At 61.9% G+C, this 26,066-nt stretch carries 17 protein-coding genes and 2 pseudogenes; 8 read left to right on the forward strand and 11 right to left on the reverse strand.

Annotation, left to right across the window (positions count from 1 at the left end; genetic code table 11):
* Positions 1-41: 41 nt before the first annotated feature.
* The 4 genes and pseudogenes from M728_RS21150 to M728_RS21165 form a co-directional block, all read right to left on the reverse strand.
* Positions 42-965 (reverse strand): annotated as a pseudogene (locus M728_RS21150) (glycosyltransferase family 2 protein); the annotation flags it as partial.
* Positions 966-1,023: 58 nt separating this feature from the next.
* Positions 1,024-2,127: a glycosyltransferase gene (locus tag M728_RS21155; RefSeq protein WP_084044376.1), complete on the reverse strand. Its 1,104-nt coding sequence runs from the start codon at positions 2,125-2,127 to the stop codon at positions 1,024-1,026.
* A 72-nt stretch (positions 2,128-2,199) separates the two neighbouring features.
* A pseudogene (locus M728_RS21160) lies at positions 2,200-3,303 on the reverse strand (acyltransferase family protein); the annotation flags it as partial.
* 386 nt (positions 3,304-3,689) lie between these two features.
* Positions 3,690-4,517, reverse strand: a complete 828-nt coding sequence (locus M728_RS21165) for a MerR family transcriptional regulator (RefSeq protein WP_026619786.1) — start codon at positions 4,515-4,517, stop codon at positions 3,690-3,692.
* Positions 4,518-4,737: 220 nt separating this feature from the next.
* Here M728_RS21165 and M728_RS21170 point away from each other — a divergent pair, with 220 nt between their 5' ends.
* Positions 4,738-6,006 (forward strand): 4-aminobutyrate--2-oxoglutarate transaminase, encoded by a 1,269-nt coding sequence (locus M728_RS21170; protein WP_026619785.1) that lies wholly within the window; start codon positions 4,738-4,740, stop codon positions 6,004-6,006.
* 149 nt (positions 6,007-6,155) lie between these two features.
* Positions 6,156-7,631, forward strand: a complete 1,476-nt coding sequence (locus M728_RS21175; protein ID WP_026619784.1) for an NAD-dependent succinate-semialdehyde dehydrogenase — start codon at positions 6,156-6,158, stop codon at positions 7,629-7,631.
* A gap of 21 nt (positions 7,632-7,652) precedes the next feature.
* Here M728_RS21175 and M728_RS21180 read toward each other — a convergent pair whose 3' ends face one another.
* Entirely contained in the window at positions 7,653-8,837 is a 1,185-nt protein-coding gene (locus M728_RS21180; protein ID WP_026619783.1) for an acetate/propionate family kinase, read from the reverse strand.
* 181 nt (positions 8,838-9,018) lie between these two features.
* Here M728_RS21180 and htpG point away from each other — a divergent pair, with 181 nt between their 5' ends.
* Together htpG and M728_RS21190 are read left to right on the forward strand one after the other, a co-directional pair.
* Positions 9,019-10,908, forward strand: coding sequence for a molecular chaperone HtpG (gene htpG, locus M728_RS21185; RefSeq protein ID WP_026619782.1), 1,890 nt, complete (start codon positions 9,019-9,021; stop codon positions 10,906-10,908).
* A gap of 154 nt (positions 10,909-11,062) precedes the next feature.
* Entirely contained in the window at positions 11,063-11,551 is a 489-nt protein-coding gene (locus tag M728_RS21190) for a hypothetical protein (protein WP_026619781.1), read from the forward strand.
* A gap of 54 nt (positions 11,552-11,605) precedes the next feature.
* On the opposite strand, the gene M728_RS21195 is transcribed toward M728_RS21190, so the two are convergent.
* The 6 genes from M728_RS21195 to M728_RS21220 all read right to left on the reverse strand — a co-directional run bounded on the left by M728_RS21195 (position 11,606) and on the right by M728_RS21220 (position 21,501).
* Positions 11,606-12,319 (reverse strand): pentapeptide repeat-containing protein, encoded by a 714-nt coding sequence (locus M728_RS21195; protein ID WP_026619780.1) that lies wholly within the window; start codon positions 12,317-12,319, stop codon positions 11,606-11,608.
* A gap of 221 nt (positions 12,320-12,540) precedes the next feature.
* Complete coding sequence (locus tag M728_RS21200) at positions 12,541-13,551, reverse strand: Tim44 domain-containing protein (protein WP_026619779.1); 1,011 nt, start codon at positions 13,549-13,551, stop codon at positions 12,541-12,543.
* A gap of 433 nt (positions 13,552-13,984) precedes the next feature.
* Positions 13,985-18,232 (reverse strand): choice-of-anchor X domain-containing protein, encoded by a 4,248-nt coding sequence (locus M728_RS21205; RefSeq protein WP_034883249.1) that lies wholly within the window; start codon positions 18,230-18,232, stop codon positions 13,985-13,987.
* Positions 18,233-18,378: 146 nt separating this feature from the next.
* Positions 18,379-19,002: a hypothetical protein gene (locus M728_RS21210; protein WP_026619777.1), complete on the reverse strand. Its 624-nt coding sequence runs from the start codon at positions 19,000-19,002 to the stop codon at positions 18,379-18,381.
* Between the two features lie 743 nt (positions 19,003-19,745).
* Positions 19,746-20,663 (reverse strand): proline iminopeptidase-family hydrolase, encoded by a 918-nt coding sequence (locus M728_RS21215; RefSeq protein ID WP_034883248.1) that lies wholly within the window; start codon positions 20,661-20,663, stop codon positions 19,746-19,748.
* 55 nt (positions 20,664-20,718) lie between these two features.
* The gene (locus tag M728_RS21220) at positions 20,719-21,501 is read right to left on the reverse strand and encodes a LuxR family transcriptional regulator (RefSeq protein ID WP_026619775.1); all 783 of its coding nucleotides are present in this window, start codon (positions 21,499-21,501) and stop codon (positions 20,719-20,721) included.
* Between the two features lie 126 nt (positions 21,502-21,627).
* On the opposite strand from M728_RS21220, the gene M728_RS21225 reads away from it, so the two are divergent.
* Genes M728_RS21225 through M728_RS21240 form a run of 4 tightly spaced genes read left to right on the forward strand, consistent with a single transcriptional unit; the run spans position 21,628 to position 26,056 of the window.
* Complete coding sequence (locus tag M728_RS21225; protein ID WP_026619774.1) at positions 21,628-22,518, forward strand: proline iminopeptidase-family hydrolase; 891 nt, start codon at positions 21,628-21,630, stop codon at positions 22,516-22,518.
* A gap of 51 nt (positions 22,519-22,569) precedes the next feature.
* Positions 22,570-23,508 (forward strand): ABC transporter permease, encoded by a 939-nt coding sequence (locus M728_RS21230; RefSeq protein WP_026619773.1) that lies wholly within the window; start codon positions 22,570-22,572, stop codon positions 23,506-23,508.
* Entirely contained in the window at positions 23,505-24,356 is an 852-nt protein-coding gene (locus M728_RS21235) for an ABC transporter permease (RefSeq protein ID WP_026619772.1), read from the forward strand. The genes M728_RS21230 and M728_RS21235 overlap by 4 nt, the downstream gene beginning before the upstream one ends.
* On the forward strand, positions 24,353-26,056 hold the full coding sequence (locus tag M728_RS21240) for an ABC transporter ATP-binding protein (RefSeq protein ID WP_026619771.1): 1,704 nt from the start codon (positions 24,353-24,355) through the stop codon (positions 26,054-26,056). The genes M728_RS21235 and M728_RS21240 overlap by 4 nt, the downstream gene beginning before the upstream one ends.
* Positions 26,057-26,066 lie beyond the last annotated feature (10 nt).

Here is a 26,066-nt window from a genome sequence, read left to right on the forward strand (position 1 = left end):
GTGCTGTCTGCTTGAACCGGTGTCGGCCGATCCGCGAGTAATCGACTGGTTGCAGCAAGGCACATGAACTTTACGGCGCCGAGTAGATTCATCGAAACGATCGGCCAATGCGACAGTCGGAGTTCTGGATCGAACCTCGCGCCGCCGAAAGCCTGTGTGCAGGCGGATCTGACGGTCCAGCAAAAGTGCCTGATAAGCCACGGCGCTCCGAAGAGGTGCTTCAAGCAAAGCCCGCCATTGCCAAGGCTATAGCTGCGGTGAAGCTTTTCGATGGCCGCACGGGTGCGCCGTCCATGGTGATGGTGGACGACCATGTCAGGAACATACTCGACCGCAATGCCGAGCTCGAAAGCGCGCACGAGATAGTCCGTGTCCTCAGCCGATTGCAGCGGCGCGCCGGCTCCGAAGCGCTCGTCGAAGGGACCGACCAGAGCCGCGACGTCGCGATGCATGCTCATGTTGCAGCCAAGCACGAAACCGCCGGGGTGAACGTCGCGGGTCAGCTGCGCCGCGACCCTCGACCGTTTGATCGTGAAGGGCAAATCGGATGGACTGCCAAGTTCGACGCGACCCCCGCGGATGACGCGCATTTCGCCATTTGCGTAGTGGCGCTTCAGGTCAGCGAGATAGCTGCTATCGACCTCGCAATCATCGTCGATGAAGACAAGGATTCGGCCCCGGGCCTGCTCCAGGCCGGCATTGCGTGCCGCAGCAAGCCCCGGGCGCGGCTCGGTGACGCGTGTGATCGCGATGGGCGACGCGGCGGCGATACGGATGAGCTCGTCCGGTGTGCCATCGGTAGAGCCGTTGTCGACGACCACGAGCTCGCTTGTAATGGAGGCGTGGGCGGTACAGGCGCGCTCTATCGATCGGATGCAGGCCTGAAGCGCCCGGACGCGATTGTGCGTGCAGACGATGAAGGTCGCGAAAGGGCGGGCACCGCCAGAGCTCGACGGGATAGCCATGGACCCCGCCGCCGCATCAGGGTGCACCCTTTCCCTCTCTAGACTTTCGCCCGTCATCTCACACCACCCCATTCTGGGGAAGCACGCTTGCGGCCGGCACGGACTGCAGGTAGCGCGCCAGCGCATCGACCCTTCTTGTCGCAGCAAGCGAAAGGCGGCTGCACCAGGGCGCGCGAGAGCCGACGAAGAGGCCATATCGCTCGCGGCGCCGAATGAGATTCCATTTCCCCGTTCGCGTCAGAAAATCGTGCGTCAGCTCTGGCCGCTTCTCGTCAGCGATGAGTTGGTAGAGGAAGTAGAAGAAGCAAAGCATGCCATCCTCGTAAGCCTGGCGTGTCTCAGGCGGACAAGAGGCGATCTTCCTCTCCAGCGAGAGAATGAACTCCGCAGCGACGCGGATCGTTTCCTTTGATGCCACGACGCCTAGCTCGCGAAGCGAGCTTGCGTCATCGAAAAGGCCTTCTCGTTCAAGATTTTCGGCGACGATCTTCAGATGCGTCTGACGCATCTGCCGCTGGTGTCTGCTGGTGACGCTGTCGCCATGGATTCGATAGGCAACCAGGGCTTCATCGATCATCGTCGCGGGAAACCGATCGGCAACCCGTCGGAACAGATCGAAATCTTCCGCGTGTGGATAAGCGCCGTCGTATATGAGCATCTCCTCCGGGATTAGTCTTCGGTTGAAGACCACGGTGGAGTGAATGAAGATCGTGAAAAACATCGAAAGGACCCGCATGCTGCCCGGCCGGTAGATCGGACTGGGCTTGCCTCGGACGATGCGATCGCCGATCAGAGTATCGACGCCGGTGCCGCACATGGCGAGACGAGGCTGCTCCAGGAAAAGCGCCACCTGCCGCGAAAAGCGCGTTGAATACGAGATGTCATCGGCATCCATTCGTGCCACCAGGTCGCCGCTCGCAAGCGCCAGTCCCTCGTTCAGGGTCGTGATGAGGCCGCGATTTTCCCGAGAACGAACGGAGATACGGCTATCGGCCTTCCGATAGCGGTCGAGAATCTCGAGCGAGCGATCGGTCGAACCATCGTCGATTGCGATGATCTCGAGGCGGCGATAATCCTGGCGCAGAATGCTTTCGAGCGCAGGAGCGAGATAGGGTTCGCCGTTGTAGACGGGCAGCAGGACGGACACCAATGGCTTCGGCATGGCTCGGCTTACGTTCATTGAAACATCCGATATCTGAAGGGCATTGCTGCGGTCGACCAGCGGCCCGAGGTAAGGCGTAAGCTCCTCGTCCCGCCGTCCTGTGGCGGCCTCATCGCCTCCTGGGCGAATGTAAGGAAAGTGCCGCTTCAGCGCGTTGAGCGGCTTTTCGAAGGCAAGCCAGGAAATCGACGCCACGATCAAGGTGCCGGCGCCTGCAACGAAAAGCCGCCCGAGTCCCTGCTCGGAGACATTGACGGGAATCGAGCTCTGCGCCTCGACGACGAATGCCAGGACGATCGCATGATAAAGATAGACGCCATAGCTGACGCGGCCGAGCGCTGTGAGCGGACCGGATCCAATCAGGCGACCGAGATAACCGCCGATCCCGCGCGAGCAGTTGCCCACCAGCATCGTCAGGGGGACGAGCGGGAAGACTTCGAGCGCAATCCAGGCGAGCCAGTCCACAAGCGGCGCCTTCGCCATGGGCCGCAGCCACAGCAGGACCAAGGAGACCGCTAAAAGCGGAATACAGCTTCGCTGCGCCCATTGCGGCCATGCCTCGCCCTTGCAGCGGTGGGCGGCCAGAAAGCCGCCGGCTGCCAGCGCATCCATCGACGCCGGCGGCAGCAGGTCGCGCGCGAGGGAGGGTGTCCCGGTCAGGGGCCAGTAAAATCGATAGGCAATCGAGCATAGGATGACGCCTACGCAAATTCGAGCAATCGAGCGCCGCGGGGCGATGAGAATGATCAAGGGCCAGACGATATAGAACTGCTCCTCGATGCTCAGGCTCCAGGTATGACAGAGAACCCACGGGCTCCACTCGTTCTGCAGCGCGTACCAGAAGTTAGAGAGGTAAAGCGCATGCCACGCCAGCACTTCTTTGGAGCTCTCCAATCCGGTCAGCCACACGAGGCCCAAGATGGCAAAATACGGGGGAAATATACGCAGCGCCCGGCGCGCATAAAAGGATTTGAGTGCAGTTGCCGGTTCGAAGCCGGCAGCGTCGCGCGCATCGAGAAGCAGCCGCGTTATCAGGAACCCGCTCAATACAAAGAACAGCCGCACGCCGATATGGCCCAAGTGCGAACCATCGGCTGCAAAGAAATGCGCATAGAGCACCAAGCTGACAGCGACGGCTCTGAGCCCGTCCAATTGCCGGTCCCGCGCAATCCCCATGAGCATCCCTCCCAAGTTCAACCTTCGCGGGATACCGTCCTGACAGATCAGTCCCCCGACAGGTATGATCCTTGCCGCAGGCCCCGCTGAGCGTTCCTTGGTTAGAGCCAGGATTATGTAAGTGAAAGAATAGTTAAGGGCGGCCACGCGACTGTATGGCCGAATCGGGCCAAACTTTGGCGCGGCTGTCGCAAGATTACCCCGTGGGCCGCTGTTGAAATGGCAGTGTGTCGACCGTGCAATACCATGCTGAGATCAAAGCCGATTTGGATTAATGGTCCGAATCGCCTCTTTGGTTGCATGAATATTGGCAATACATCACAGAACGCGAGATCTGATGCGAATATTCTAATCTAATTCTTTGCCGAATGCCTCTGTTTAGCTTGCTAAAAAGTCGGCGGCGTGTTGATCCAGAGCAGAACGGTCTCGCCGTCATGCCTGTTCGACCAGGCGTGACGGCGACGGCTCTCGAAGTAGAGGGAATCGCCCGGATGGAGATCGTAGAACTGATCACCGTCGAGAACGAACTCGACACGGCCGGAGAGCACGTAGACGAATTCCTCACCCTCGTGCCGGTAGGCCCCCTCGCTCGATGCGCCGGGCGCCAGCACGAAGCGGTGGCAGTCCATCTGGTTCTTCCCTTCCGCAAGGAGCTGAACCGTCACACCCGGCGTCGTGCGCGGCCAGTTACGCCACTCGCCGGCCCTGACAAGTGCTCTCGCACGAGGCTCCACTTCGCCGGAGAGGCTTGAGACCGTCGTTCCGAAATACTCGGCGAGGTTATGCAGAACTGCGACGGAGACGCCCTGTGACGTCCGCTCCAACGTAGAGAGAACCGACGCGGCAATGCCGATCTCGCCAGCCACCTGCTCCAGCGTCTTGCCCGCGGCGTGTCTCAGGTTTCGCAGCTTCCGGCCGACCTGCAGGTCGGCATTATTCTCTATCGACGTGGCCGAGCCGTTATCGTCATTCGCCGCGCTCTCCGCGTCCAGCGCCTCCCGTATCGCGGCCGGATTGAGGCCGCGTTCGGTGCGAAACCAGGAGATGCGCTTCAACCGTGCAAGATCGGCCTCGCTGTATTGTCGATGGCCGGTGGCGGAACGCTCCGGGACGACGAGCCCCTGCGATTCCCACAGCCGCAACGTCGACGCCGAGACGCCGGCGAGCCTCGCCGCCTCGGCAACCTTGTAGCGTACGTTGTCAGCACCGCTCATCCGTTCATGTCCTCGTTCTGCCACTCCGACGCGACAGCGTGCCCTCGAATGCTGCCGGCAATCTACCCGCGCCTCGTCGATTTACAAGAAGGTGGCCATCAGCCTCGGTGGTGTCTCGATCAGCAAATTTGATTTGCATTCCATTCCAGAAGATGTACCACTTCCGGAGAAAAGTTGCAGAAAAAATGCAATATATTCCCTCGTAGCCAGGACGACGACGATGACCAGCCTGACCGACCGCAAGAACGCAGCCATATCCCGCGGCGTGGGAATGACCACGCAGATTTACGCCGATCGCGCGGAAAATGCCGAGATCTGGGACAAGGAAGGCAAGCGCTACATCGACTTCGCCTCCGGCATCGCCGTCGTCAATACCGGTCACCGCCACCCGAAGGTGATCGCCGCCGTCAAGGCGCAGCTCGACCGCTTCACCCACACCTGCCATCAGGTCGTCCCCTACGAGAACTATGTGCATTTGGCCGAGCGCCTGAACGCGCTTGCGCCCGGCAACTTCGCGAAGAAGACGATCTTCGTCACGACCGGCGCCGAAGCCGTCGAAAACGCCGTCAAGCTCGCCCGTGCCGCGACGGGCCGTCAGGCAATCATCGCGTTTGGCGGCGGCTTTCACGGCCGCACCTTCATGGGCATGGCGCTGACCGGCAAGGTCGTGCCCTACAAGGTCGGTTTCGGTGCCATGCCGGCCGACGTCTTCCATGCCCCCTTCCCGATCGAGCTTCACGGCGTCAGCGTCGAACAGTCGCTGGCGGCACTCAAGAAGCTCTTTGCCGCCGACGTCGATCCTGCCCGCGTCGCCGCGATTATCATCGAGCCGGTCCAGGGCGAAGGCGGCTTCTATCCGGCTCCGACGACCTTCATGAAGGCGCTCCGCGAAATCTGCGACCAGCATGGTATCCTGCTGATTGCCGACGAGGTGCAGACCGGCTTTGCCCGCACCGGCAAGCTCTTCGCGATGGAGCACCATGATGTCGCTCCGGATCTGATGACGATGGCAAAGAGCCTGGCCGGTGGCTTCCCGCTTGCCGCCGTGACCGGCCGCGCCGAGGTCATGGACGCACCGGGACCGGGCGGCCTCGGCGGCACCTATGGCGGCAATCCGATCGGCATCGCCGCGGCTCATGCGGTCCTCGACGTGATCGAGGAGGAAAAGCTGTGCGAGCGGGCGAACCAGCTCGGCAACCGGCTGAAGCAGCGCCTCGCGGCAATCCGTGAGAAGGCGCCGGAGATCGCCGACATCCGCGGCCCGGGTTTCATGAACGCGGTCGAATTCAACGACATGAAGACGAACGTGCCGAGTGCCGACTTCGCCAACAAGGTCCGCCTCATCGCCCTGGAAAAGGGCCTGATCCTGCTCACCTGCGGCGTCCACGGCAACGTTATCCGCTTCCTGGCGCCGATCACGATTGAGGACGAGGTCTTCGCCGAGGCGCTCGACATTATCGAGGCATCGATCCTCGAAGCGCGCGGTTGACGGCAAGCCGGGCGGCCGCTAACGCGGTCGTCCGGCTCCAGCGCCGTCGGGTCTTAGAAAGGCCGCAGAGGCTCGGGCGCCGGCCTTGCGCCCAAACAAACGAAGAAGCGAGGCTTGTCGCCGCGGCAGCCATCGCGGGAGGACGCTCCATGACCTTGACGCCCGCACTGACCAAGCATATTCGCGCAGTGGAGCTGTTCGCCTCGCTCGACCGCGTGACGCAACCCGTTGACAAGTGGGCCGGCGCGACCTTCGACGTCTTCAACCCATCGACGGGCGAATTGCTGGCGACACTTCCCGACATGGGGATCGAGGAGGCGCATGCTGCGATAGCCGCAGCCGCCCGGGCGCAATCCCTTTGGGCGGGCATGCCCGCCAGGGAGCGGAGCGCGATCCTGCGTCGCTGGCACGATCTGATCGTCGAGCACGCCGACGATCTCGCCGCCATCCTGACGGCCGAAATGGGAAAGCCGCTCGGCGAGGCGAAGGGCGAGGTTCTGCATGCCGCCTCTTACGTCGAGTGGTACGCAGAGGAAGCAAAGCGCGTCTACGGTGAGACCTTCCCGGCGCCAGCGAACGATCGCCGCATGCTGGTGATCAAACAGCCGGTCGGCGTCGTCGGCACCATCACCCCATGGAATTTTCCGGCGTCGATGGTCGCCCGCAAAATCTCGCCGGCGCTTGCCGCCGGCTGCGCGATCGTTCTGAAGCCGGCGGAGCAGACGCCGCTTGTCGCCGGCGCCATGTTCGTGCTCGCCGAAAAGGCGGGCTTCCCGGACGGCGTCGTCAATATTCTCTATGCTTCCGAAGGCGCCCCGATCGGCCGCGAACTCTGCAGCAATCCCAAAGTGCGCAAGATCAGCTTCACCGGCTCGACAGAGGTCGGCCGCCTGTTGATGCGGCAGTGCTCCGACCAGATCAAGAAGGTGAGCCTGGAACTCGGCGGCAATGCGCCCTTCATCGTCTTCGACGACGCCGACATTGACGAGGCGGTGGACGGTGCTATCCAGGCGAAGTTTCGCAATGCCGGCCAGACCTGCGTTTCGGCAAACCGGATCTACGTGCAATCCGCAGTTCACGACGTCTTCGCCGAGAAATTCGTCGCCCGCGTGCGTGAGCTCCATGTGGGCGATGGCTTCTCCCCCGGCGTGACCATCGGCCCGATGATCGATGGGCATGCCATCGAGAAGATCGAGGCGCATGTCGCCGACGCGATCGCCAAGGGTGCCGAAGTGCGCTGCGGCGGCAACCGGTCCGGGAGGAAGGGCACCTTCTTCGAACCGACCGTGCTTACCGGCATCTCGCATGACATGCGGGTTGCACAGGAAGAAACGTTCGGGCCGATCGCTCCGATCATCCGCTTTGAAAGCGCCGAGCAGGTGGTGGCAGAGGCGAATGACACGATCTACGGCCTCGCTGCTTATTTCTATGCCGAGAACCTGAAGCGGGTCTGGCATGTGGCCGAAGCGCTGGAATACGGCATGGTCGGTATCAATACGGGGCGCATGTCTTCGGAGGCCGCGCCCTTCGGCGGGATCAAGCAGTCCGGGATCGGCCGCGAAGGGTCGCGCCACGGCCTCGAGGATTACCTCGAGATGAAATATCTCTGCATGGGCAACATCTGAGGCCGGTGCCACGCCAGCCGATCAGTCCGCGTGGCTGCTGATCAGTGCAAGCGTATGGCGCGCGATCATCAACTCCTCGTCGGTCGGAATGACGTGAAGCGCGATGCGGCTCCTCGTCGTAGAGATCACTGCAGCGCCCGCCTCGTTCGCCGCCGCATCGAGCTCCGCGCCAAGCCAGGCAAGCCCTTCGGCGATGCGGGCGCGGATCGAAGCGGAGTTCTCGCCGACACCCGCGGTAAAGACGAAGGCATCGATGCCGCCAAGCGCGGCCGCGAGCAGCCCTGCGTGAAGTCGGCAGCGATGTACGAAATGGGCAATCGCAAAGGAAGCGCGCGGATCGTCGCTCGCCAAGAGCTCGCGCATGTCGTTCGAGATGCCGGAGAGCCCCTTTAATCCGGCGTCGTGGTAAAGAAGGTCGGAGACCGCTGCGACGCTCATGCCCTTCTCGGTGATCAGGTAGAGCACGATGCCCGGGTCGAGTTGACCCGGGCGCGTTCCCATCGGCAGGCCGTCGAGCGCAGTGAAACCCATTGTCGTCTCGATGCTCCGCCCGTCTCGCAGGGCGCACATCGAAGCGCCGCTTCCAAGATGTGCGATGATGACCCTTCCCCGCGCCACCTCCGGTGCCACTTCGCACAGCCGCTCGGCGACGTATTCGTAGGAAAGCCCATGAAAGCCGTAGCGTCGCACGCCTTGATCATAGAAGGCGCGCGGCAGGGCGTAACAATCCGTGTGTTCGGCGCGGCCATGATGAAAGGAAGTGTCGAAGCATGCGACCTGCGGCACCTCCGGGTTGATCTCCATGGCAAGGCGGATCGGCGCCAGATTGTTCGGCTGATGCAGAGGTGCGAGATCCTGGTAGTGCGCCAACCGGTCGAGCACGGTCGCATCGATCAGGACGGGCCCGACATACTCGGAACCGCCGTGCACGACGCGGTGACCGATCGCCCGTAGCTCGACGCCCTCGAGCGCCAGGAGCCAGTCCCGGGCCTCGGCGATCGCGGCAGGAAGATCGGGAACGGCTGCCGCGTCGAAGCTGCGCCCGACGAGCTCGGCGCCGTCGGCCGTCGTCGCCTTGAGGTGCGGGCGCCTCCCGATGCCGTCGATCTTCCCGCGAATCCGGCGCTCCAGCCGATCATCGGCGATGTCGAAGATCTGGAACTTCAGGCTGGATGAGCCGGCATTGAAGACGAGGAGCGCTTCCATCATGTCAGACCGCTACTGCATATTTCCTTAAATCCTAGCCGATTTAAGGATAAAAACACGCCCGCCGCAGCCATCTGCGCGATAGCTTCGCACCCGAGTGAGGCCGCTGCAAGACGGCCCTTGAAATTCCAAGCTCCACTTGCCAATTGGGAGCAACAAATCAAGGAGGTCAGCAAGCGCGATGAGTGAAGTCGAAATGTCCGTAGAGAAACATGTCTTCGAAGCCGATGTGGCGAAACTTCTGCACCTGATGGTGCACTCAGTCTATTCCGACAAGAACGTCTTTCTGCGCGAACTGATTTCGAACGCGGCGGATGCCTGCGAGAAGCTTCGTTACGAGGCGATCGTGGCACCCGAACTGCTCGGCAGCGATGCTTCGCCGCGCATTACGCTGACCCTCGACGAAGACAACCGCCGCCTCATCGTCGAGGACAACGGCATCGGCATGAGCCGTGACGAACTGGTTGAATCCCTCGGCACGATCGCCCGGTCCGGTACACGGGCCTTCATGGAGCGGATCGAAGCCGCGCAGGGCAAGGACGGCGCACAGCTCATCGGCCAGTTCGGCGTCGGTTTCTATTCCGCCTTCATGGTTGCAGACAATGTCGACGTCGTCTCCCGCCGCGCCGGCAGCGACAAGGCCTGGCACTGGGCATCGGACGGCAAGGGCAGCTACACGGTTTCCGCCGTGGAGCTTGCCGATGCGCCGGCACGCGGCACACGCATTACGCTGCATTTGATGGACGACGCCAAAATCTACACGTCGCGCTGGACGGTCGAGCGCATCGTCAAGGATCAGTCGGGCCACGTCCCCGTTCCGATCTCTGTCGTCGAGAAGCCCGGCGCCGAGCCCACCCAGGTCGCCGACGGAACAGCGCTCTGGACGAAGCAGAAGAGCGAGATTTCCAAAGAGGATTACACGGATTTCTACCGCGGCGTCGCCGGCCAATATGACGAACCGGCGCTGACGGTCCATTTCCGCGCCGAAGGACGGCACGAGTATACCGCACTTGCCTTCGTTCCTGGTTCCAAGCCCTTCGATCTTTTCGATCCCGATCGCAAGGGCAGGATGAAGCTCTATGTGAAACGCGTCTTCATCACCGACGAGGCGGAGCTGCTGCCGCGCTACCTGCGCTTCGTGCGTGGCCTCATCGACACGGCCGACCTGCCGCTCAACGTCTCGCGCGAGATGATCCAGGAAAGCCCCTTGCTCGCCAGCATTCGCAAGGGGCTGACGAACCGTATTCTGACCAGCATCGAGAAGCTCGCGGAGAACGAGCCGGATACCTTCGCGAAGCTCTGGGACAACTTCGGCAGCGTCATCAAGGAAGGTATCTACGAGGACTTCGAACGGCGAAGCCAGCTTCTGGCGCTTTCGCGCTTCCGCACGACCGCTTCCGACGAGAAGCCGCGCGCCTTGAGCGACTATGTCAGGGACATGAAGGAAGGTCAGAGCGCGATCTACTATCTGACGGGCGACAACCTCGCCCAGTTGAAAGCCTCGCCGCAGCTCGAGGGTTTCCGCGCCCGCGGCATCGAAGTGCTGCTCTTGACGGACCCGGTCGACAGCTTCTGGGTGACCACGGCGCCCGATTTCGAGGGCAAGCCGTTAAAATCGATCACGCAGGGTGCTGCGGACCTTGCTGATGTTGCGAAGCGGGAAGATGGGGCCGCCCCCTCGCCCGAGGCAAGCGCGTCCGTGACCGAATTCGTGAACTTCACAAAGGCGACGCTTGGCGAGGCGGTCTCCGATGTCAGAACTTCCGACCGGTTGACGGAAAGCGCAGTCTGCCTGGTTGCGGCCGAGCACGGTCCGGACCGCCAGCTTCAAAAGATGCTCCAGGGCGCCGGGCGCAACGAAGGCGCGCCAAAACCGGTCCTCGAGATCAACCCCGGCCATGCGCTCATCGCAGCCCTTGCCGCCTATCCCGCGGAGGACAGGGAGTTTCGCGAGGATGCGGCAAAATTGCTGCTCGACCAGGCCCGTGTTCTCGACGGCGACAAGCCAGAAGACCCGCGTGCCTTCGCGGAGCGTCTGTCGCGCGTGTTCCATCGCGCATTGAAAGGCTGAAGGGATCTCCGGATGTGGGCGGTTCCGCCCACATTAATTCCTCCTCCTGCGGCGGTGGCTGCCCATATTGCCTCGCGGTGTCGGTCTATGCGTTTTGGGCGCGCGCAAATCTTCGTGCTAAGCTGGTCGCCATGCGACGGGGCGGTACGGCCGGATGGAACCCGCTAACCGATCATACGAATTGCTGACAGCCGCCGACCTCGAGAAGATCGAATCGGTCGCGATGCGTAGCCTCACCGCGATTTTCAATCGTGCGCCGGTCGCCGGCCTTTATCGAGACCGCCTCATCCTGCTTGCGTTGGCACAAGGCAGCGCGCTCCATTACCTCGACGGCAGAAACGGGATAAAGGACTTCGATGTCTGGGCGTTCTTCGAAGCAGGCCCGCCGAAGCGGTTTCCGCATCGCAAACGATGGTGCGTGGACTTCGGCCCGTCACGCTTCGGGCGACATCCCGACGATGCCGGCTATTCCGGTCGCCGGCTCGACCTCATGGGCCGCTCGATCGATGTCATGAGCGGCGAGGCGCCGGAAGATGCCGTGCGACGGTGGCTGGGTACTCGCGCAAAGTCAGCTATCGCCCTTCGTAGAAAGCCGATGTTCTGCCTCCTCCCGCGCCGATGTTTCGGCGAACGGATCATCTGAACCGGGTCGCGACCTTCGACCGGTTCGAACGGAACGATGCGGAGCGGTTCCTGCTCAGTCGTCATCGGGTGGGCACGGCCACTTTGCAGGCGCCGACAGTCCGGCCGGCAATTTCGTCGCTCCGTCGCCGCAGGCAAGATCGACCTGTTCCTGCTTGAGGCCGGTGACCGCCGAGAGGTCCAAGCCCTCTATCCTCGTCAGAAACAGGAAGGCGCGATCCAGATCGATCGGCCCTTCAAAGACCGCTCCGCTGAGATTGGCGCGCGACAGATTGGCCATGGAGAAGCGCGTGCCGGTCAGCACCGCCCCCTCGAAATTGGCGCGGCCAAGCTCCGCCTTTTCGAAATCGGCACCTGTCAGCCGTGCGCCGCTGAAGTCGGTGCGCTGCAGTTCGGCACTGACGAAGGAGGCATTCTGCGCGGAGATACCCGAAAAATTGCCGCGGTAGGCCTCGACCCTGGTGAAGTTCGCCTTGTCCGCCCTGGCTCCGGCCAGCGAAGCGCGCACGAGCGTGGCCTTTTCGAGATTTGCCGAACCAAGATTCGTGTCGCGCAGGTCGGTCATCGTAAAGTCGGTACTGACCAGATTGCTCGCCTCGAGGTCGCTGCCACCGAGCATGAGAAGCCGCTTATTGCAGTCGTGCCAGTCCGTTCCCCTCCCGGGTGAGCCTTTGCAATCCGCCGACTCGGCGGCGCCGCAGGCGTATGCCGATGCCACGATTGCGACGACGAAAACCGCGGCACCGGAGATGAAAGAATTCGTGCTCATCGGTCCGTTTCCTGTCTTCCGGACGTCCTCATTTCGCCGCTCCCACCCATGATCAGCCGGCCCTTGCCGCCGCATAATTCAGGCGTCGAACCACTGCAAGAACTGCGTTCGTTCAAGAGGTTACGGCGCCGCCGCTCACTTGAAAAGAGCCGCAAGCCCAGCGCCGTCAATAAACGATTCGGATTGCACTTTTTAAAATCAAATGAGGAACTGCGCCGACACTACGCCTCAACGCCCTGAATGGCTGAGACCTGCCAGTCGGTGCCGGGCCGGCGCAGGAAGGTCCAGATCTCGACCGCTTCGGTGAGCTCGTTGGGGTCGCCGCTGATGACGCGGCCGGTCGTACGGTCGCGCATCACGTCGATGCTTTCATAGCGCATCGCAACGGTCACGTAGTCGGCGCCGTTTTCCTTCCATGCCTCGGCGACGTCGCCTTGGACGAGATGCACGTCGCGCACTTCGTTCCTCAGCCCCTTGGTCGCGTTCTCGCTCAGCTCTTCCGCGAGGTAGGACATGGCCTCCGGCGTCGTCAGGCGGCGCAGCGCCGCGTAATCTTCTGCTCCATAGGCGGCCTGGACCTCCTTCAGCATCGCCTCGAAACGATCGAGGTCGTGCTGGCCGACGCCGATTTCGTCGGTCTCGCCTGCGGCAGCGGACGACTGCGTCGGGGCCGATCTTGTGCCGGCATTGAGCCCGCCCATTCCTTCACCGATGCGTGGGATGCGGAAGGAAGGTGCGCCCGAGGCCGTCGCCGAAGATCGCGCGGATGCCGACGGCGCCGAATAGGCCGGCCGCTGATTGCGGCCGAAAAATCGCATCGCCAACGAAATTACCAGAAAGAGGACACCGAGCTGCAGCAACAGGCCGAGAAAACCGATGCCGCCGCCGAGGCCATGGCCGAGCAGCATGCCGATCAGTCCGCCCATCAGCAGACCGCCGAGCATGGAGCCACCGAACCCGTTGAAAAAGCCCGGGCGCGGACTGGTCGTCCGGTTCTGCGCAGCCGGATTGGTGGCGGTGGATGGCTGCGCATTCTGCCGCGGCGTCATCGTGCGGTCGATCGGCGCGGCCGGAGCCGGAGCTGTGCGGGTTACCGGCGGGGCCGAAAAGGTCCGGCTGCCGCGAGACCCGAAACCGCCGCCCGCCCGCCGCGCCTCGGCGACATCGACCACCGTCAACATCACCATGAGGCCAGCCGCCACCATTGCCATAGCCCGTCCGAAGCGCTGCATTCCATCAATTCCTTTGTCACTCCCGGCCGCAAACGGCCCTGGCAACGCATATAGAGCGTGCGGCGGGGGAGTTTAAGAGCGGTACGGCGTAATTCGTGGAGATTGGCCCGATTTACGGGTAAATCGCTCGATGATTCAAAGCGCTGGCACGTGCGGCCGAAGCACCGGGACGGCCGCGAGAGCAACTGAGCTTATGATGGGCCAAAATGAAGCTGATGCAGCTACGTCTTTGTAGACACGGTTTCTTCCGCAGCCATCGCCATGCCTGCGCCGTTCCCGTTGATACGTAATGCGATCTTTTGAGCACGGACGAGAGCTTCCTCGCTGTGAGCCTTGAGGCTCGTGGAGGCAGGGCTGCTCTCGACCTCTTCGCAGACGTTTGCGCGGAGGCACACCGGTCAGATGGCTAGCCTGCGAGCCGCGGCACAGGATCCTATCGGCAAGCACCCATGATCCGCCTGAAATCGCCGTTCAGGACGGCGTCCGAAACCGGATGGAGGCCCGTCTGGCTTGCGGCGCCCCGCTCGTAACGGATATGCTGATTGCCAACCACGCCGAGCTTCGGAAGGCGGCGTTCGGGATCGAGGGAGACCACCTTAACGACGCCGAACAGCACTTCCGGGTCCACATCACCGACCTCAAGTTCGAACAATCCGTTGGCCGGGAGCTCGCGGTCGACGCAACGCTGCGGTTTGCCATCCACGCTAAAGAGCGCGATCAGCGCGATCAGCTTCTCTCCGGTTGGGTTCATCACATGGATACGCGTCCGGCCTTCGCGCAAATCATATGTGCCGATAAGATAGGAAGCCACAGCAGTGCCGGCACCTTCGCCTGGCCGCCCCCGATCGCCGTCGGGCGTCGGCTCGACCGCGGCAAGGGTCACAAACCGGCTGGCTTCGCGCGGCGCTAGCTCGCCCCGCTCATTGCTTCCCGCCGCACGGAACAGGAATTCATAGACGCCAGCCTTGCCCGTGTCGGTGAAGCTGTTCGTCCAGACCGCATCGCCCGCGACCGTGTCGCCATGCGTCCCATCATCGAAGAGCACCACGCTTTCCGTAGCCCGCTCCGGGCCGGTCACGCGGACGTTCACCTGACCATGTGGCATCGGCCATTGGCGATCGCTCAGCCGCGCCTCGAGTCGCACCGACCCCCCCGGCAGGAAGCGGTCGGGTCGGGCGGAGACCGCAAGGCGGTAGTTCGACGACACCGCCGCGGCGAACCCGACCGGAATCAGTCCGCGGTTGGGATCGATGAAGCTCGAATACTGAAAGCGCGATTCGGCGAGCGCCCGCTTCACGCTCCTGGGGTTCCAATTTCCGTTAGGAGTGAGCCTGAGGATCCAGTCGCCCACATAAGTGTTCGCCTGCGATACATCGGGGAACACAATGCGGTAGATGCGATAGGTACCGCGGCGCATCTCCTGTATCGGGATGCCGCCGATGGTAACACCGGGCATAATGAGAGCACCGGTTGGGCTTATGAATTGGAGATCGTAGAAACTCCTGAGCGCGGGATCATCGAGCACCAGAAAGTTGGCGTTCCGATCCGACGAGACGACCCGAGCGGTGTCTACGACGATCGGGGTCGGCGAGCGCAGGTCGACCACATGGGTAGGATCGACCACCAGATCCATACCCGTCGCGTTGGAGAATATCTTGAAATAGAAGCTCTCCAGCTCGAACAAGCTTTCACCTGTCAGCGAGTCGGAGACCTGGTGATAGCCCTCCGTCCCCATGTTGGTGATGCTTTGGAGCTTGCCGGCCTCGATGTTCGAGCCGAGGCCGACGCTGTAGATCTGAAGATTGGGATTGGCTGCCTGGATTGGACCGATGACGTTGAGGATATAGGGGCTAACATTCTCGATGCCGTCGGTCAGCACGACCATGGCCTGCTTGCGGTCGCTCAACGGCCCACCCATGGCCGCGGCGGCGTTCTGCATCGCGCCGCCAATCCCCGTAGTTCCGGCGGGGCTCAACCGCGCCGTGTCGGTAAGTGCAGCAGCGCTCAGCTCGGACGCCGCGACGGCACTGCTCGTAGTGGCGGTAACGAAGTCGAGTGCAAGATACTGGCTGTTCTGGTGGTTATACTTCCAAAAGCCAATCTTGTCGCCGAAGCCGGTGCCTCCGATGTCCGGACGCTGCAGGTCGGTATAGAGCATTGCTGCGTCCCGCAACGCCTCGATCTTGATCCGGTCGCCGGCGGGATCACTCATGCTACCGCTGCGGTCGAGCACCAGCATCGAGTCGAGCGGGACGGGAGTGACGCCCTCGCCGACAAGCGTGATCGGCACGGTCGCGGCTGTGGGATCATTGCTTGTCACCTGCATCTGGATCAGATGATTACCGATCCCCTGCGGCTCGTAGGTCTGGCGCAGGATCAACGGCGGATCGCCCGGTGCTATGGTGGTCGAGGTCGCGTCGTTGATTTCCGACCAATGCGCCAGATTAGGATCGCCGAGCGGGGTGGTCAGCGCAACCGATACAGTGAGCGGCGCCGTGCCGTCGTTATGCAAAGCGATGGCTTTGCTGAAGGCAAAGCCGAGTTCTACTTCGCCGTAGTCGAGCACGACCTCGGAAACGCGAAGCACCGGCAGCGCTGGGGCACCGGGCGGAACGTCATTCGTCAGCATTACATCGTCGACGACGACGCGGCCGCGGCTCGAACCCCAGCTTGGTCCGACGTTCAGCCGCACGGCGACGATGTTCGACAAGTCGAGGTTGCTGCCATTATTCAGAAAATCGGTGAGGCGTATCCGTACGCTTTCCATCTCGTTGTGCCAGCCGCCCGATCGGGCATAGGGCTCCTCAAACCCGCCTCCATAGGCGCCCGTGTTGATCGAGCTCGTGTTGCCTGAGAGATCACGCAACGTGACGGTGAAGGTGAGATCGCTCGCATCCGCCAAGGTGTTGGGGTGCTGCGTGCCTTGCGCACCACGCAGCGACAGGAACGTGTGTGCGGTAAAGTCGCGCCGTCCCGCGGCCACCTCCCACTCGTAAAATCGGTCCTGATTGGTCCAGTCGAAGACCACGCCGCGAGTGTCATCGCTATCATGCGCCTGCGTCGCGCCATTGAACGGATCGGAGGCCATCCAGCTAAAAGAGCTGTCGTTGTCGTCGAGCCGGCCCTCGGTGAGGTTCTGGACATCGTAGAGCACCTGGGCGCCCGAGCTGCTGATGCCGTCGCTTGGTTGCGATTGATAGTCGTCGATTACGAAGTTTCCGACAGGAGAAGCATTGCGGTATTCATGGGAGACGACGACGCAGGAATTGCTGGTCGTGACGCCGATCGGACGGAAGCGCTCGTACTGGCGGGTCAGAAAATCGAGTGCGGCCACGTTACCTTCGACATAGTGCTTGATCAGCGGCAGGAAGTGGCCGAGTTGAATGTCGTGGGTGAGGTCATTTGGAGGGCCTATCGCGCACGGGCCCGTGAAGTTGGCGCCGGCTGCGTCATTGTCGTGAAACCAACCGTGGCCGGTCCCCTGCGCCACCGTCGACTGGCGGTAGCCCGTGGCGCGATCGTGGATGTGGAACGTCTGGCAGAGAGCACACCCGGCGGAGCCGTTAACATCCGAATCTCCCGACGCCGTCCAGAGGTGGTAGTTCGCATCATGTGGGTTGGCGATGCCGAGCGCCGGCGCGTTGGACGGCAAAAGGGAGGCCGCGCCGCTGCCGTAAAAATCCGTCGGCAGCATCGAGCTGATCAGCTTGATCGCCGAGCGCGTGTAGTTCGTCGGCGAGTAGGAGCCGTTCGCCAAACGGTCATAGGCGATCGCCACGCCTTCGCCGCCGCGGCTGTGGCCGATCCAGACGATCCGGCTTGCGTCGATATGGCCGACGAGGTCACCGCTGGCGATCGCGCCCGAGCTGGCCAGCTCGATGAACGCGTCAGTATGGCCGAGCGTCGTGACCGCAGCAGACTGCGTGCCGGGCTCCGTATTGTTGTCATGGCTCACCACCACATAGCCGTAGGAGGCCATGTGGTAGCCGATGTGGTCGTACCAGCGATAATCATGGCCGTTGCCGCGGCTGATGATGATCAGCGGCAACTGACCGAGCGACCCGATGCTGCTGGGATAGTAAAGGTCCTGCGCGAGTTTGTAGCTCGGAATGCCATAGGTGGAGCCGGTCGTGGAATCGATCGAGTATTGGAGCTCCGTCACTGCCAGGGGACCGGCTACCGTCGTGTCGTGCACAACGTAAAGCCCTGCCTCGTCGTCGAGCCCGTCAATGAAATCGGCTGTGCTCAACATCCCGTTCTGGTCGCAGTCGAGTACGACGTCATAACCGACGCCAAGCCCTGTGCCCGCATCGGCATTGAGATCGCCTGCCGACGCGACCTGGAGGGTGTTGGCCTGAATCGTTCCGGCCACGAACGCCTTGGCCTGCGTGCCGCCTGGCGTCACATCGATCAAGCTCGGGTCCGAAGCCCATTGACTGGCACTCTTGGCGGCTGTCACGTAAACGTCGCAGGTCTGCCCAGCGATCGATGGAGAGCGCGTCGGATCGATTGCGACTGATACAGGCGCGTTCTGATTGAATGCGCGCACATATTCAAAATGCGGAAATACCGTCAGTGGATTTCCGGCCAACTCAGTAGCGGTCTGAGCCCAGACCGATGCGGCTTGCAGGGCGGTCAATGCGCCCGATATGCAGACAAAGGCTCCCCGGAAGGGTGACATCAATGCCTCCTTCGGAAATGGATGTTTGAAATTTCAAGCCTGTCCCAATGCCCGTGGCCAACAGGTGAACAGCGACTTTGGAAGCGGCATGCACTAAAGCAAAAACCTAAAGCGCCTCTAATGAATCCGACTGAGCGCTGCGCGTCTTAGGGGCGGCGATCCTTTTGAGGCGCAGAAACGACCGGCAGCCGCCAACTCTCGGCCAAGGCTCTCTCCTGGGGCGCATATTGCAGCACCAGATCAGCGACATGCGTACGCAATAGCTCGGCTAGATCGTTGGCGACCAGCGGCTCGGCCCTGACGCGTTCGACCGCTTCCCTCGCGAAAGGCCGGATCTCTGCGCGCTCGGCGAGCCGGCGCTCGTTGCGAATGGTCTCCGCCGTCACGCTCTCCGGAAGCCCCGGCGCGCCAAACCAGAGCGGCGCTGCGGAAAGATCAATGTCGCCAGGGATAAGCCCAACGATCACGCCGGAGCCGGAGCCTCGATTGAGTCGCTGCACCGTGCGATCCCCGGCATATAGGATCGGCTCGGGCGCATTGCGCGGCACGACAATATCGGGGTCGACCTTGATGACGACCAGCGTGCCGGAGCGTACGGTTCTTGCTTCGGCGCTCCAGTCGAATTCGAAGCCTTCCTGGAGTTCGAAGCGGTGCACCGCGAGCAATTCCTCAACCCGGATCGGCCAGTCAGCGACCTCGCGCGGCTCTTGGGCACGTGCCGTCAGTGCCACGACAATCAGCAGCCAGGTAAGGACAAACCTAAGCTTCATTGGAGCAATCATCCAATCGTTCGGTCAAATGCGTCCGACCGAGAAGAATAACACTAAGTTGATCTCAACGTCCTAGAGGCACTCTCAAGAGCCTGCCAGAACGCGATCCGCAACGCAGTTACCTCTGAAACAGCTCTCGGCAGCACACTTTCAAGTTCATAATCGTGGCTGCCAGATGAGCCGGCCCCTTTGAACTGAAACGTGCACGCTTGCAAGTGCCCCCAAAACCCAGGGCCAACTTATTCTCGAAATATCTAGCTGACCGAGATATAGTCCGATTTTACAACGCCAACTTGCAACCGGTGCTTGATGTGCAGGTTTCATTAGTCTCCGTTTATACAACCGTTTTCTGAAGTTCCAAGGTTGCAAAGACGGGCTGTTACAGTTTCTGATCAACAGATCGGCACAACGGAGGTCGCGTAGTTCTTACGGTGAGCGGTTCCTGTCATTTCCGCGTCGCCCCCCGCGCACCGAAACTCTGCTGATTGCCTGTCATTCTACGCCGCATCACTACCACGCCCGCGCCCTTGTTGCGCCGGCTGAATCTCTTTTGATCATCGCTGATCCAGGGGCGCCAGTGAGAGAACGGGGGCGGCATGGTTACATCTCATCCGAAATCCGGGGCAATGAAGTGCGCATGCTCCGCACCGCCCTCGGCCGGCCCACCGCCGGATTCCTCGAAGACCCCCGTCGAAGGTCGAGGTCATGCTCAATCCCGACGGGCGGTTCTTGGCGTCTCCGCATCAAGCGTGGGTGTCGTGGGATGATAGAAAACGGGAAACCGTTTCCAGGCACAAGGCCTTCTCCTCCACATGCGGCATGTGGCTGGAATGCTCGAACAGCACCCATTCGCAGTTCTTGACGCGATCGACATACGGCTTGACGACGAGCGGCGTGGCCTCGTCGTATTTGCCGGAGATCAAAAGGGTCGGCGCCTCGATCAATGTCAGCCGGTCCTCGATCGTCCAGTCCTTCATCGTCCCGATCACATGAAACTCGGTTGGCCCGTTCATGTTGCGATAGACCGTATTGTCTTCGTCCATGATCGCAAAAGTGCGCGCGACTTCCGGCGGCCACGGCGTGACGCGGCAGACATGGCGGTCGTAGAAGACACGCGAGGCGGTGATGTATTCCGGATCGGTGATCGTGCCCGCCTGCTCGTGCCTGAGCAGCTTCTCCTGAACCGTCTGCGGCAGCTCCTCGCGCAGGCGATTGGCTTCCGCCACCCAGGTATGCATATTGGCCGGCGAATTGGCGATGACCAGCGCCTTCAGCCCCATCGGCTTCAGCACCGCATGTTCCGCACCCAGCATGCCGCCCCAGGACTGTCCGAGGAAGGCATAGCGATCCTGGATGCCGAGATGCTTCAGCAGCGCGTCGAGTTCATCGAGAAACAGGACCGGTGTCCAGAAATCCGGTCCCTTGTCGGGAAGGCGCGTGGAGTTGCCGTTGCCGAGCTGGTCGTAGTGGATGACGGCGCGGCCGTCGATCTCGTTGATCCCCTTAAAGGAATCCACGTAGTCATGAGTGCAGCCCGGCCCGCCGTGGGCCACGACAAGCGGCAGCTTGCCGCTGTCGAGCGAACCGGTGATACGATACCAGGTCTGGTATTCGCGAAAGGGCAGGAAGGCTTCCTTCGACGCAACGGCGGCCACATGCATCTCCACGTCTGACAGTGGAGGAAGCATAACGCGGCGTTTTAAGCCGTGGCAGCTATCACAAGTAATAGGACGGGCGCTCTTCGAGCAGCCGGTAATGCGTGGCGCGTACCACCGCCTGGGTACGGTTCTTGGCCCCGAGCTTCTTGGCCGCGGCGTTAAGATGCATGACGACGGTCGGAACCGAGCGTTGGATGATCCGGGAAATTTCCTTGGCAGAGTGGCCTTCGGCGGAATAGCGAAGGCATTCACGCTCCCGTTCCGTCAGCCTTGCAGTGCCCGCGTTGAAGGCCCGCGCGTCGAACAGCGAATAGGCCGCCTCGTGAAAGACATGGGCGAGCAGGTTGAAATCGGCGACATAGCGTAGCGCATGCCGCTCGAATTCCCGGTTGGCGCCGAAACGCACGCCCGTCACCGTCGCATAGTCGCCGCGCGGCATGTGGACGGGAACGGTGATGCCGGTCGACATATCCCGTTCGCTCAGATAGCGGGCGACAGGCGCCGTATCATCGCTCATGAAGCGCCTGATGAGCGTGTCTGCATCGGCATCATAGTTCCAGAAAAACGGCGTTGACGTGCGCAGCGCCACCTGCTGCACGGGATCGATGCGGAAATAGCCGCGATCGAACCAGTATTCGTGCATGTCATCGGAAATATTGCGCAGCTTCAGCAGCGACGGGATCATGATCGTGCCATCGAGATCCCAGGGCACCGGCGTATAGTCGTAGATCAGCGCCTCGAAACCGATCGATTTCATCGCCTCGAAGACCTGATCGACACAGCCATCCAGGGTCTCGTGCGCGGTGAACTGGTTCCTGATCGTCCCGATTTCATCAATCATCATTGGCTCCGGTCCCGGTCACAGGCGTACCTATCACTTCTTATAGCTGGGCGCCGACTGGCGTTTCGGGTAAAAATTTAGCCATGCTCAAATATTGAGCAAGCAGATTCTTTGCCGGGGCGGCCAATGTGGCGTGATATCGAGCCAGAGGCGCGACATGAAATCGAAGTCGATGGCTACAAGGTGATGGCCTACAGCTTCGGTGCAGGCCCGGAAACCTTGTTATGCCTGAATGGCGGTCCGGGATTACCCTGTGACTATCTGCGCGAGGCCCATTCGTGTCTCGTCGACCAGGGCTATCACGTCGTCGCCTTCGATCAGCTCGGCACCGGCGCCTCCGACCGCCCGACCGATTCTTCGCTTTGGACGATCGGCCGGTATGTCGAGGAGACCGAAACGGTTCGCAAGGCACTGGGGCTCGGCAAGGTGCATATGCTCGGCCATTCCTGGGGCGGCTGGCTGGCGATCGATTACGCGCTGACATATCCGGAAAATCTGCAGACGCTGATCCTCGAGGACACGGTCGCCGACATGCCGCACCTCGTCACCGAGCTTGAGCGGCTGCGCGCCGCACTCGGTCCGGAGACTGTGGCCATGATGCAGAAGCACGAGGCGCAGGGCACCTACGACCATCCCGAATACATGGCAGCCATCACCATCCTGAACTATCGCCATGTCTGCCGTCTGCCGGAATGGCCTGCACCCGTGCGCAGGTCGCTTGCCGACTGGAACATGGGTCCCTACGGGACGATGCAGGGACCGAACGAATTCCTCTATATCGGTAATCTCAAGGACTGGAACCGCATCCCCGACCTTCCCGGCATAAAGGTGCCGACGCTGATCACCACGGGAGAACACGACGAGCTCACGCCAGCCTGCGCGCTGAAGATGAGGCTCGCAATTCCGAACGCCGAGCTCAAGGTCTTCGCCAATGCGAGCCACATGCCTTTCTACGAGAACCCCGCGGAATATTATCCTGCTCTGATCGATTTCCTGTCGCGGCACGGGCCGAACTGATGCAACACATGGCGAGAGACATCCGAAAAAGACGGAGGCGCCGACATCGCCATGCATCGCTATAGGTTCGTCCTCACTCGACCTTTGCAGTTCCTGCCCGTCATCTTCGGGATCAGCGTCATCACCTTCATTCTCGTGCGGCTCATCCCCGGCGATCCGGCGCGCAACCTGCTCGGCGCCCGCGCCACGCCATCGGCCATCGCCAAGATCCGCGCCCAGTACGGCCTCGACGAGGCGATGTGGCAGCAATATTTCTATTTCGTGAAGAATCTCGGCAATGGCGAGATGGGCAAGTCGATCCTCTACAAGATCGATGTCCTGGAGCTCATCGCCACCCGTATCGAGCCGACCATCGCGCTCGTCCTGTCGAGCGTTTTCCTGTCGGTCCTCATCGCCGTACCCATGGCGGCGCTGGCCGCGCGCAATTCCGGCAAGGCGCCCGACCATGTGGTCCGCCTTGTTTCCACATTCGGCATCGGCTTTCCTCCCTTTTGGCTCGGCCTGATGCTGATGATCCTTTTCAGCGTCAAACTCGACCTGCTGCCGGTGTCCGGCTACGGGGAGACGTTCGGCGACAAGCTCGCCCATCTGGTCCTGCCGAGCCTGACGGTAGCTCTTTCCCTTTCCACGGTGCTGATCCGCAGCCTGCGCGCGGCAATGATCGAGGCGCTGAAGTCAGACGTCGCGACCGCCGCCCGCGCGCGCGGCATGCCTGAGCGCATCGTCTTCTGGCGGCATGTCGTGCCGAATTCGCTGGTGCCGACCATCAACCTTCTGGCGGTCAATATCGGCTGGCTGATCGGCGGCACGGTCGTGGTCGAAAGCGTCTTTGCCCTGCCGGGCATGGGGCAGCTACTGGTGCGCGCCATCTTCTCGCGCGATTACATGGTCGTGCAGGGTGTCGCCATGGTGTTTGCCTGCGCCACGGTGCTCGTCAACTTCCTCGCCGACGTCGTCACCGTCGCCATCGATCCGAGGGTGAAACTATGAGCGCCGGCACGGTGTCCTCGTCGCCCGCCGGCTGGCGGTTGCGCTTCAGCCAACGGCTGCCCTTGGTCATCGGCGCGGGCATCCTGCTGTTTTTCCTGCTGCTGGCGATCGGCGCACCCGTCGTTGCGCCCTATGACCCGATCCTGCAGAACGGTGCAACCCGCCTGCAGCCGCCATCGCTCCTGCATCCGTTCGGCACCGACAACTTCGGCCGCGATCTCCTCTCACGCGTCATCTGGGGCACCCGCATAGACCTCCAGATCGCCCTGATCGGCGTGGCCTTCCCCTTCGTGATAGGCACGATCGTCGGCACCGTCGCCGGCTTCTTCGGGGGCATCGTCGACGCGCTGTTCATGCGCCTCATCGACATCATCCTCGCCTTTCCGTTCCTGGTGCTGATGCTGTCTATCATCGCCATTCTGGGTCCGGGCCTCAGCAGCTTCTACATCGCAATGGCGCTGGTCGGCTGGGTGTCATACGCCCGGTTGATCCGGGCACAGATCCTGGTCCTGAAGAACAGCGACTATGCCGTCGCGGCCATCAGCCTCGGTTTCGGCCGCTTCCGCATCATGTTCCGGCACTTGCTACCCAATGCCATTGTCGGCTCAATCGTCTTCGCCATGTCGGATGCCGTCCTGGTACTGCTGAGCGGGGCCGCCGTCAGTTATCTCGGTCTCGGCGTGCAGCCGCCGGTCGCCGAATGGGGCGTCATGGTCGCGGAAGGCCAGAGCTTCATCACCACGGCCTGGTGGATCACGCTATTTCCCGGCCTGTCTATCGTCTGCCTTGCCTTCGGCTTCAGCATGCTCGGCGACGCGCTTGGCGAACTGCTCGGAGTGCACGAATGAGTGCCTCCGTCCTGTCGGTCCGCGACCTGACCGTAAAAGCGCATCTCCACAGAGAGACGCGCACCCTGCTGCAGGGCGTCTCACTCGACCTCGCCAAAGGCGAGATCCTCGGCCTCGTCGGCGAAAGCGGCTCGGGCAAGAGCCTGTTCTGCCGCTCACTCGTGCGCCTCCTGCCATCATCCTTGCTGAAGATCGAAGGCGGCACCATTCTCTTCGAAGAGCGCGACCTCACTGCCGTCACCGACGCCGAGATGCTCAAGGTGCGCGGCGCCGAGATTGGCATGATCTTCCAGAACCCGACCAGCCATCTCGACCCGGTCATGCGCATCGGCGACCAGATCGTAGAGGGAATCCGCTATCATCAGGGCATCAACGGCCGCGATGCGCGGGCGGCAGCGATCGAGATACTGGCGCAGATCGGGTTCCCCGATCCCGTCCGCCAGTACGACAGCTACCCGCACGAGCTGTCCGGCGGCATGCGTCAGCGGGCGATGATCGGCGTGGCGCTGTCCTGCAATCCGCAAATCCTCATAGCCGACGAACCGACCACCGCGCTCGACGTCACGATCCAGGCGCAGATCCTGAAGCTCTTGATGGACATCCGCGACAGGCGCGGCCTGTCGATCATCCTCATCACCCATGACCTCGGCATCGTGGCGCAGACCTGCGACCGCATTGCCGTGATGCGCGGCGGCAGGCTGCTGGAACAGGGAGCGAAACGGACGATCCTGTCCGCACCGCAGGACCCGTATACCGTTCGCCTCATCCACAGCCATCCATCCATGCCGGACGTGGCGCTCCCCGCCGCCAGTGCCCCTGCGCCCTCACATGCAGCGACAAGGCCGCTTCTGGAAATCGACGATTTGCATGTGCGCTACCCGGCAGGCGGCAGCCTTTTTAGGGGAAAGAACACCAGGACTATCGCCGCCGTCTCGGGCGTCAATCTGCAGATCATGCCCGGCGAAACGGTCGGCATAGTCGGCGAATCCGGCAGCGGCAAGAGTACGCTTGCCCGTGCTGTGCTGGGCCTGACGCCGATCTCCGCCGGTCATGTCAGCTTCGACGGTATCGATCTTTTTCAGCAGAGGAATGCGGGTCTCGCCAGGCTGCGGCGCGAGGCGGCCATGGTCTTTCAAGACCCGTTCAATGCGCTGAACCCGCGCCTGACCATCGGCCAGACCCTTGCTGAAGTGCTGAAAGTCCAGAAAAAGATCGCCAGAGCCGACATTCCGTTACGCGTCGACGAGCTGCTGGACCTTGTCGGATTGGAGCGCGAATTCGCCAACCGCAAACCGCGCAGCATGAGCGGCGGGCAGTGTCAGAGGGCTGGCATCGCCCGTGCGCTCGCCGTCGATCCCAGGCTGATTATCGCCGACGAATGCGTCGCGGCACTCGATGTCACGATCCAGGCGCAGATCATCGATCTTTTCCGCAAGCTAGCCCGCGACCTTGACCTGACCTTGATCTTCATCGCCCATGACCTGGCGATCGTGCGCAACCTGTGCGAACGCACCGTAGTGATGTATCGCGGAGAGATCGTCGAGGATGGTCGCTCCGAGGACGTCTTCTCCCGGCCGAAACATCCCTACACCGCCGCATTGATCGCAGCGATCCCCGACATTGATCCCGACAGGCCATTGCTCGGCCATACCTATGCCGCGCCTCTCGAACCGATCCATTCCGTCAAACGCATGCCATAATTACGAAGGG

The organism is Ensifer sp. WSM1721 (assembly GCF_000513895.2).
Taxonomy (GTDB): Bacteria; Pseudomonadota; Alphaproteobacteria; order Rhizobiales; family Rhizobiaceae; genus Sinorhizobium.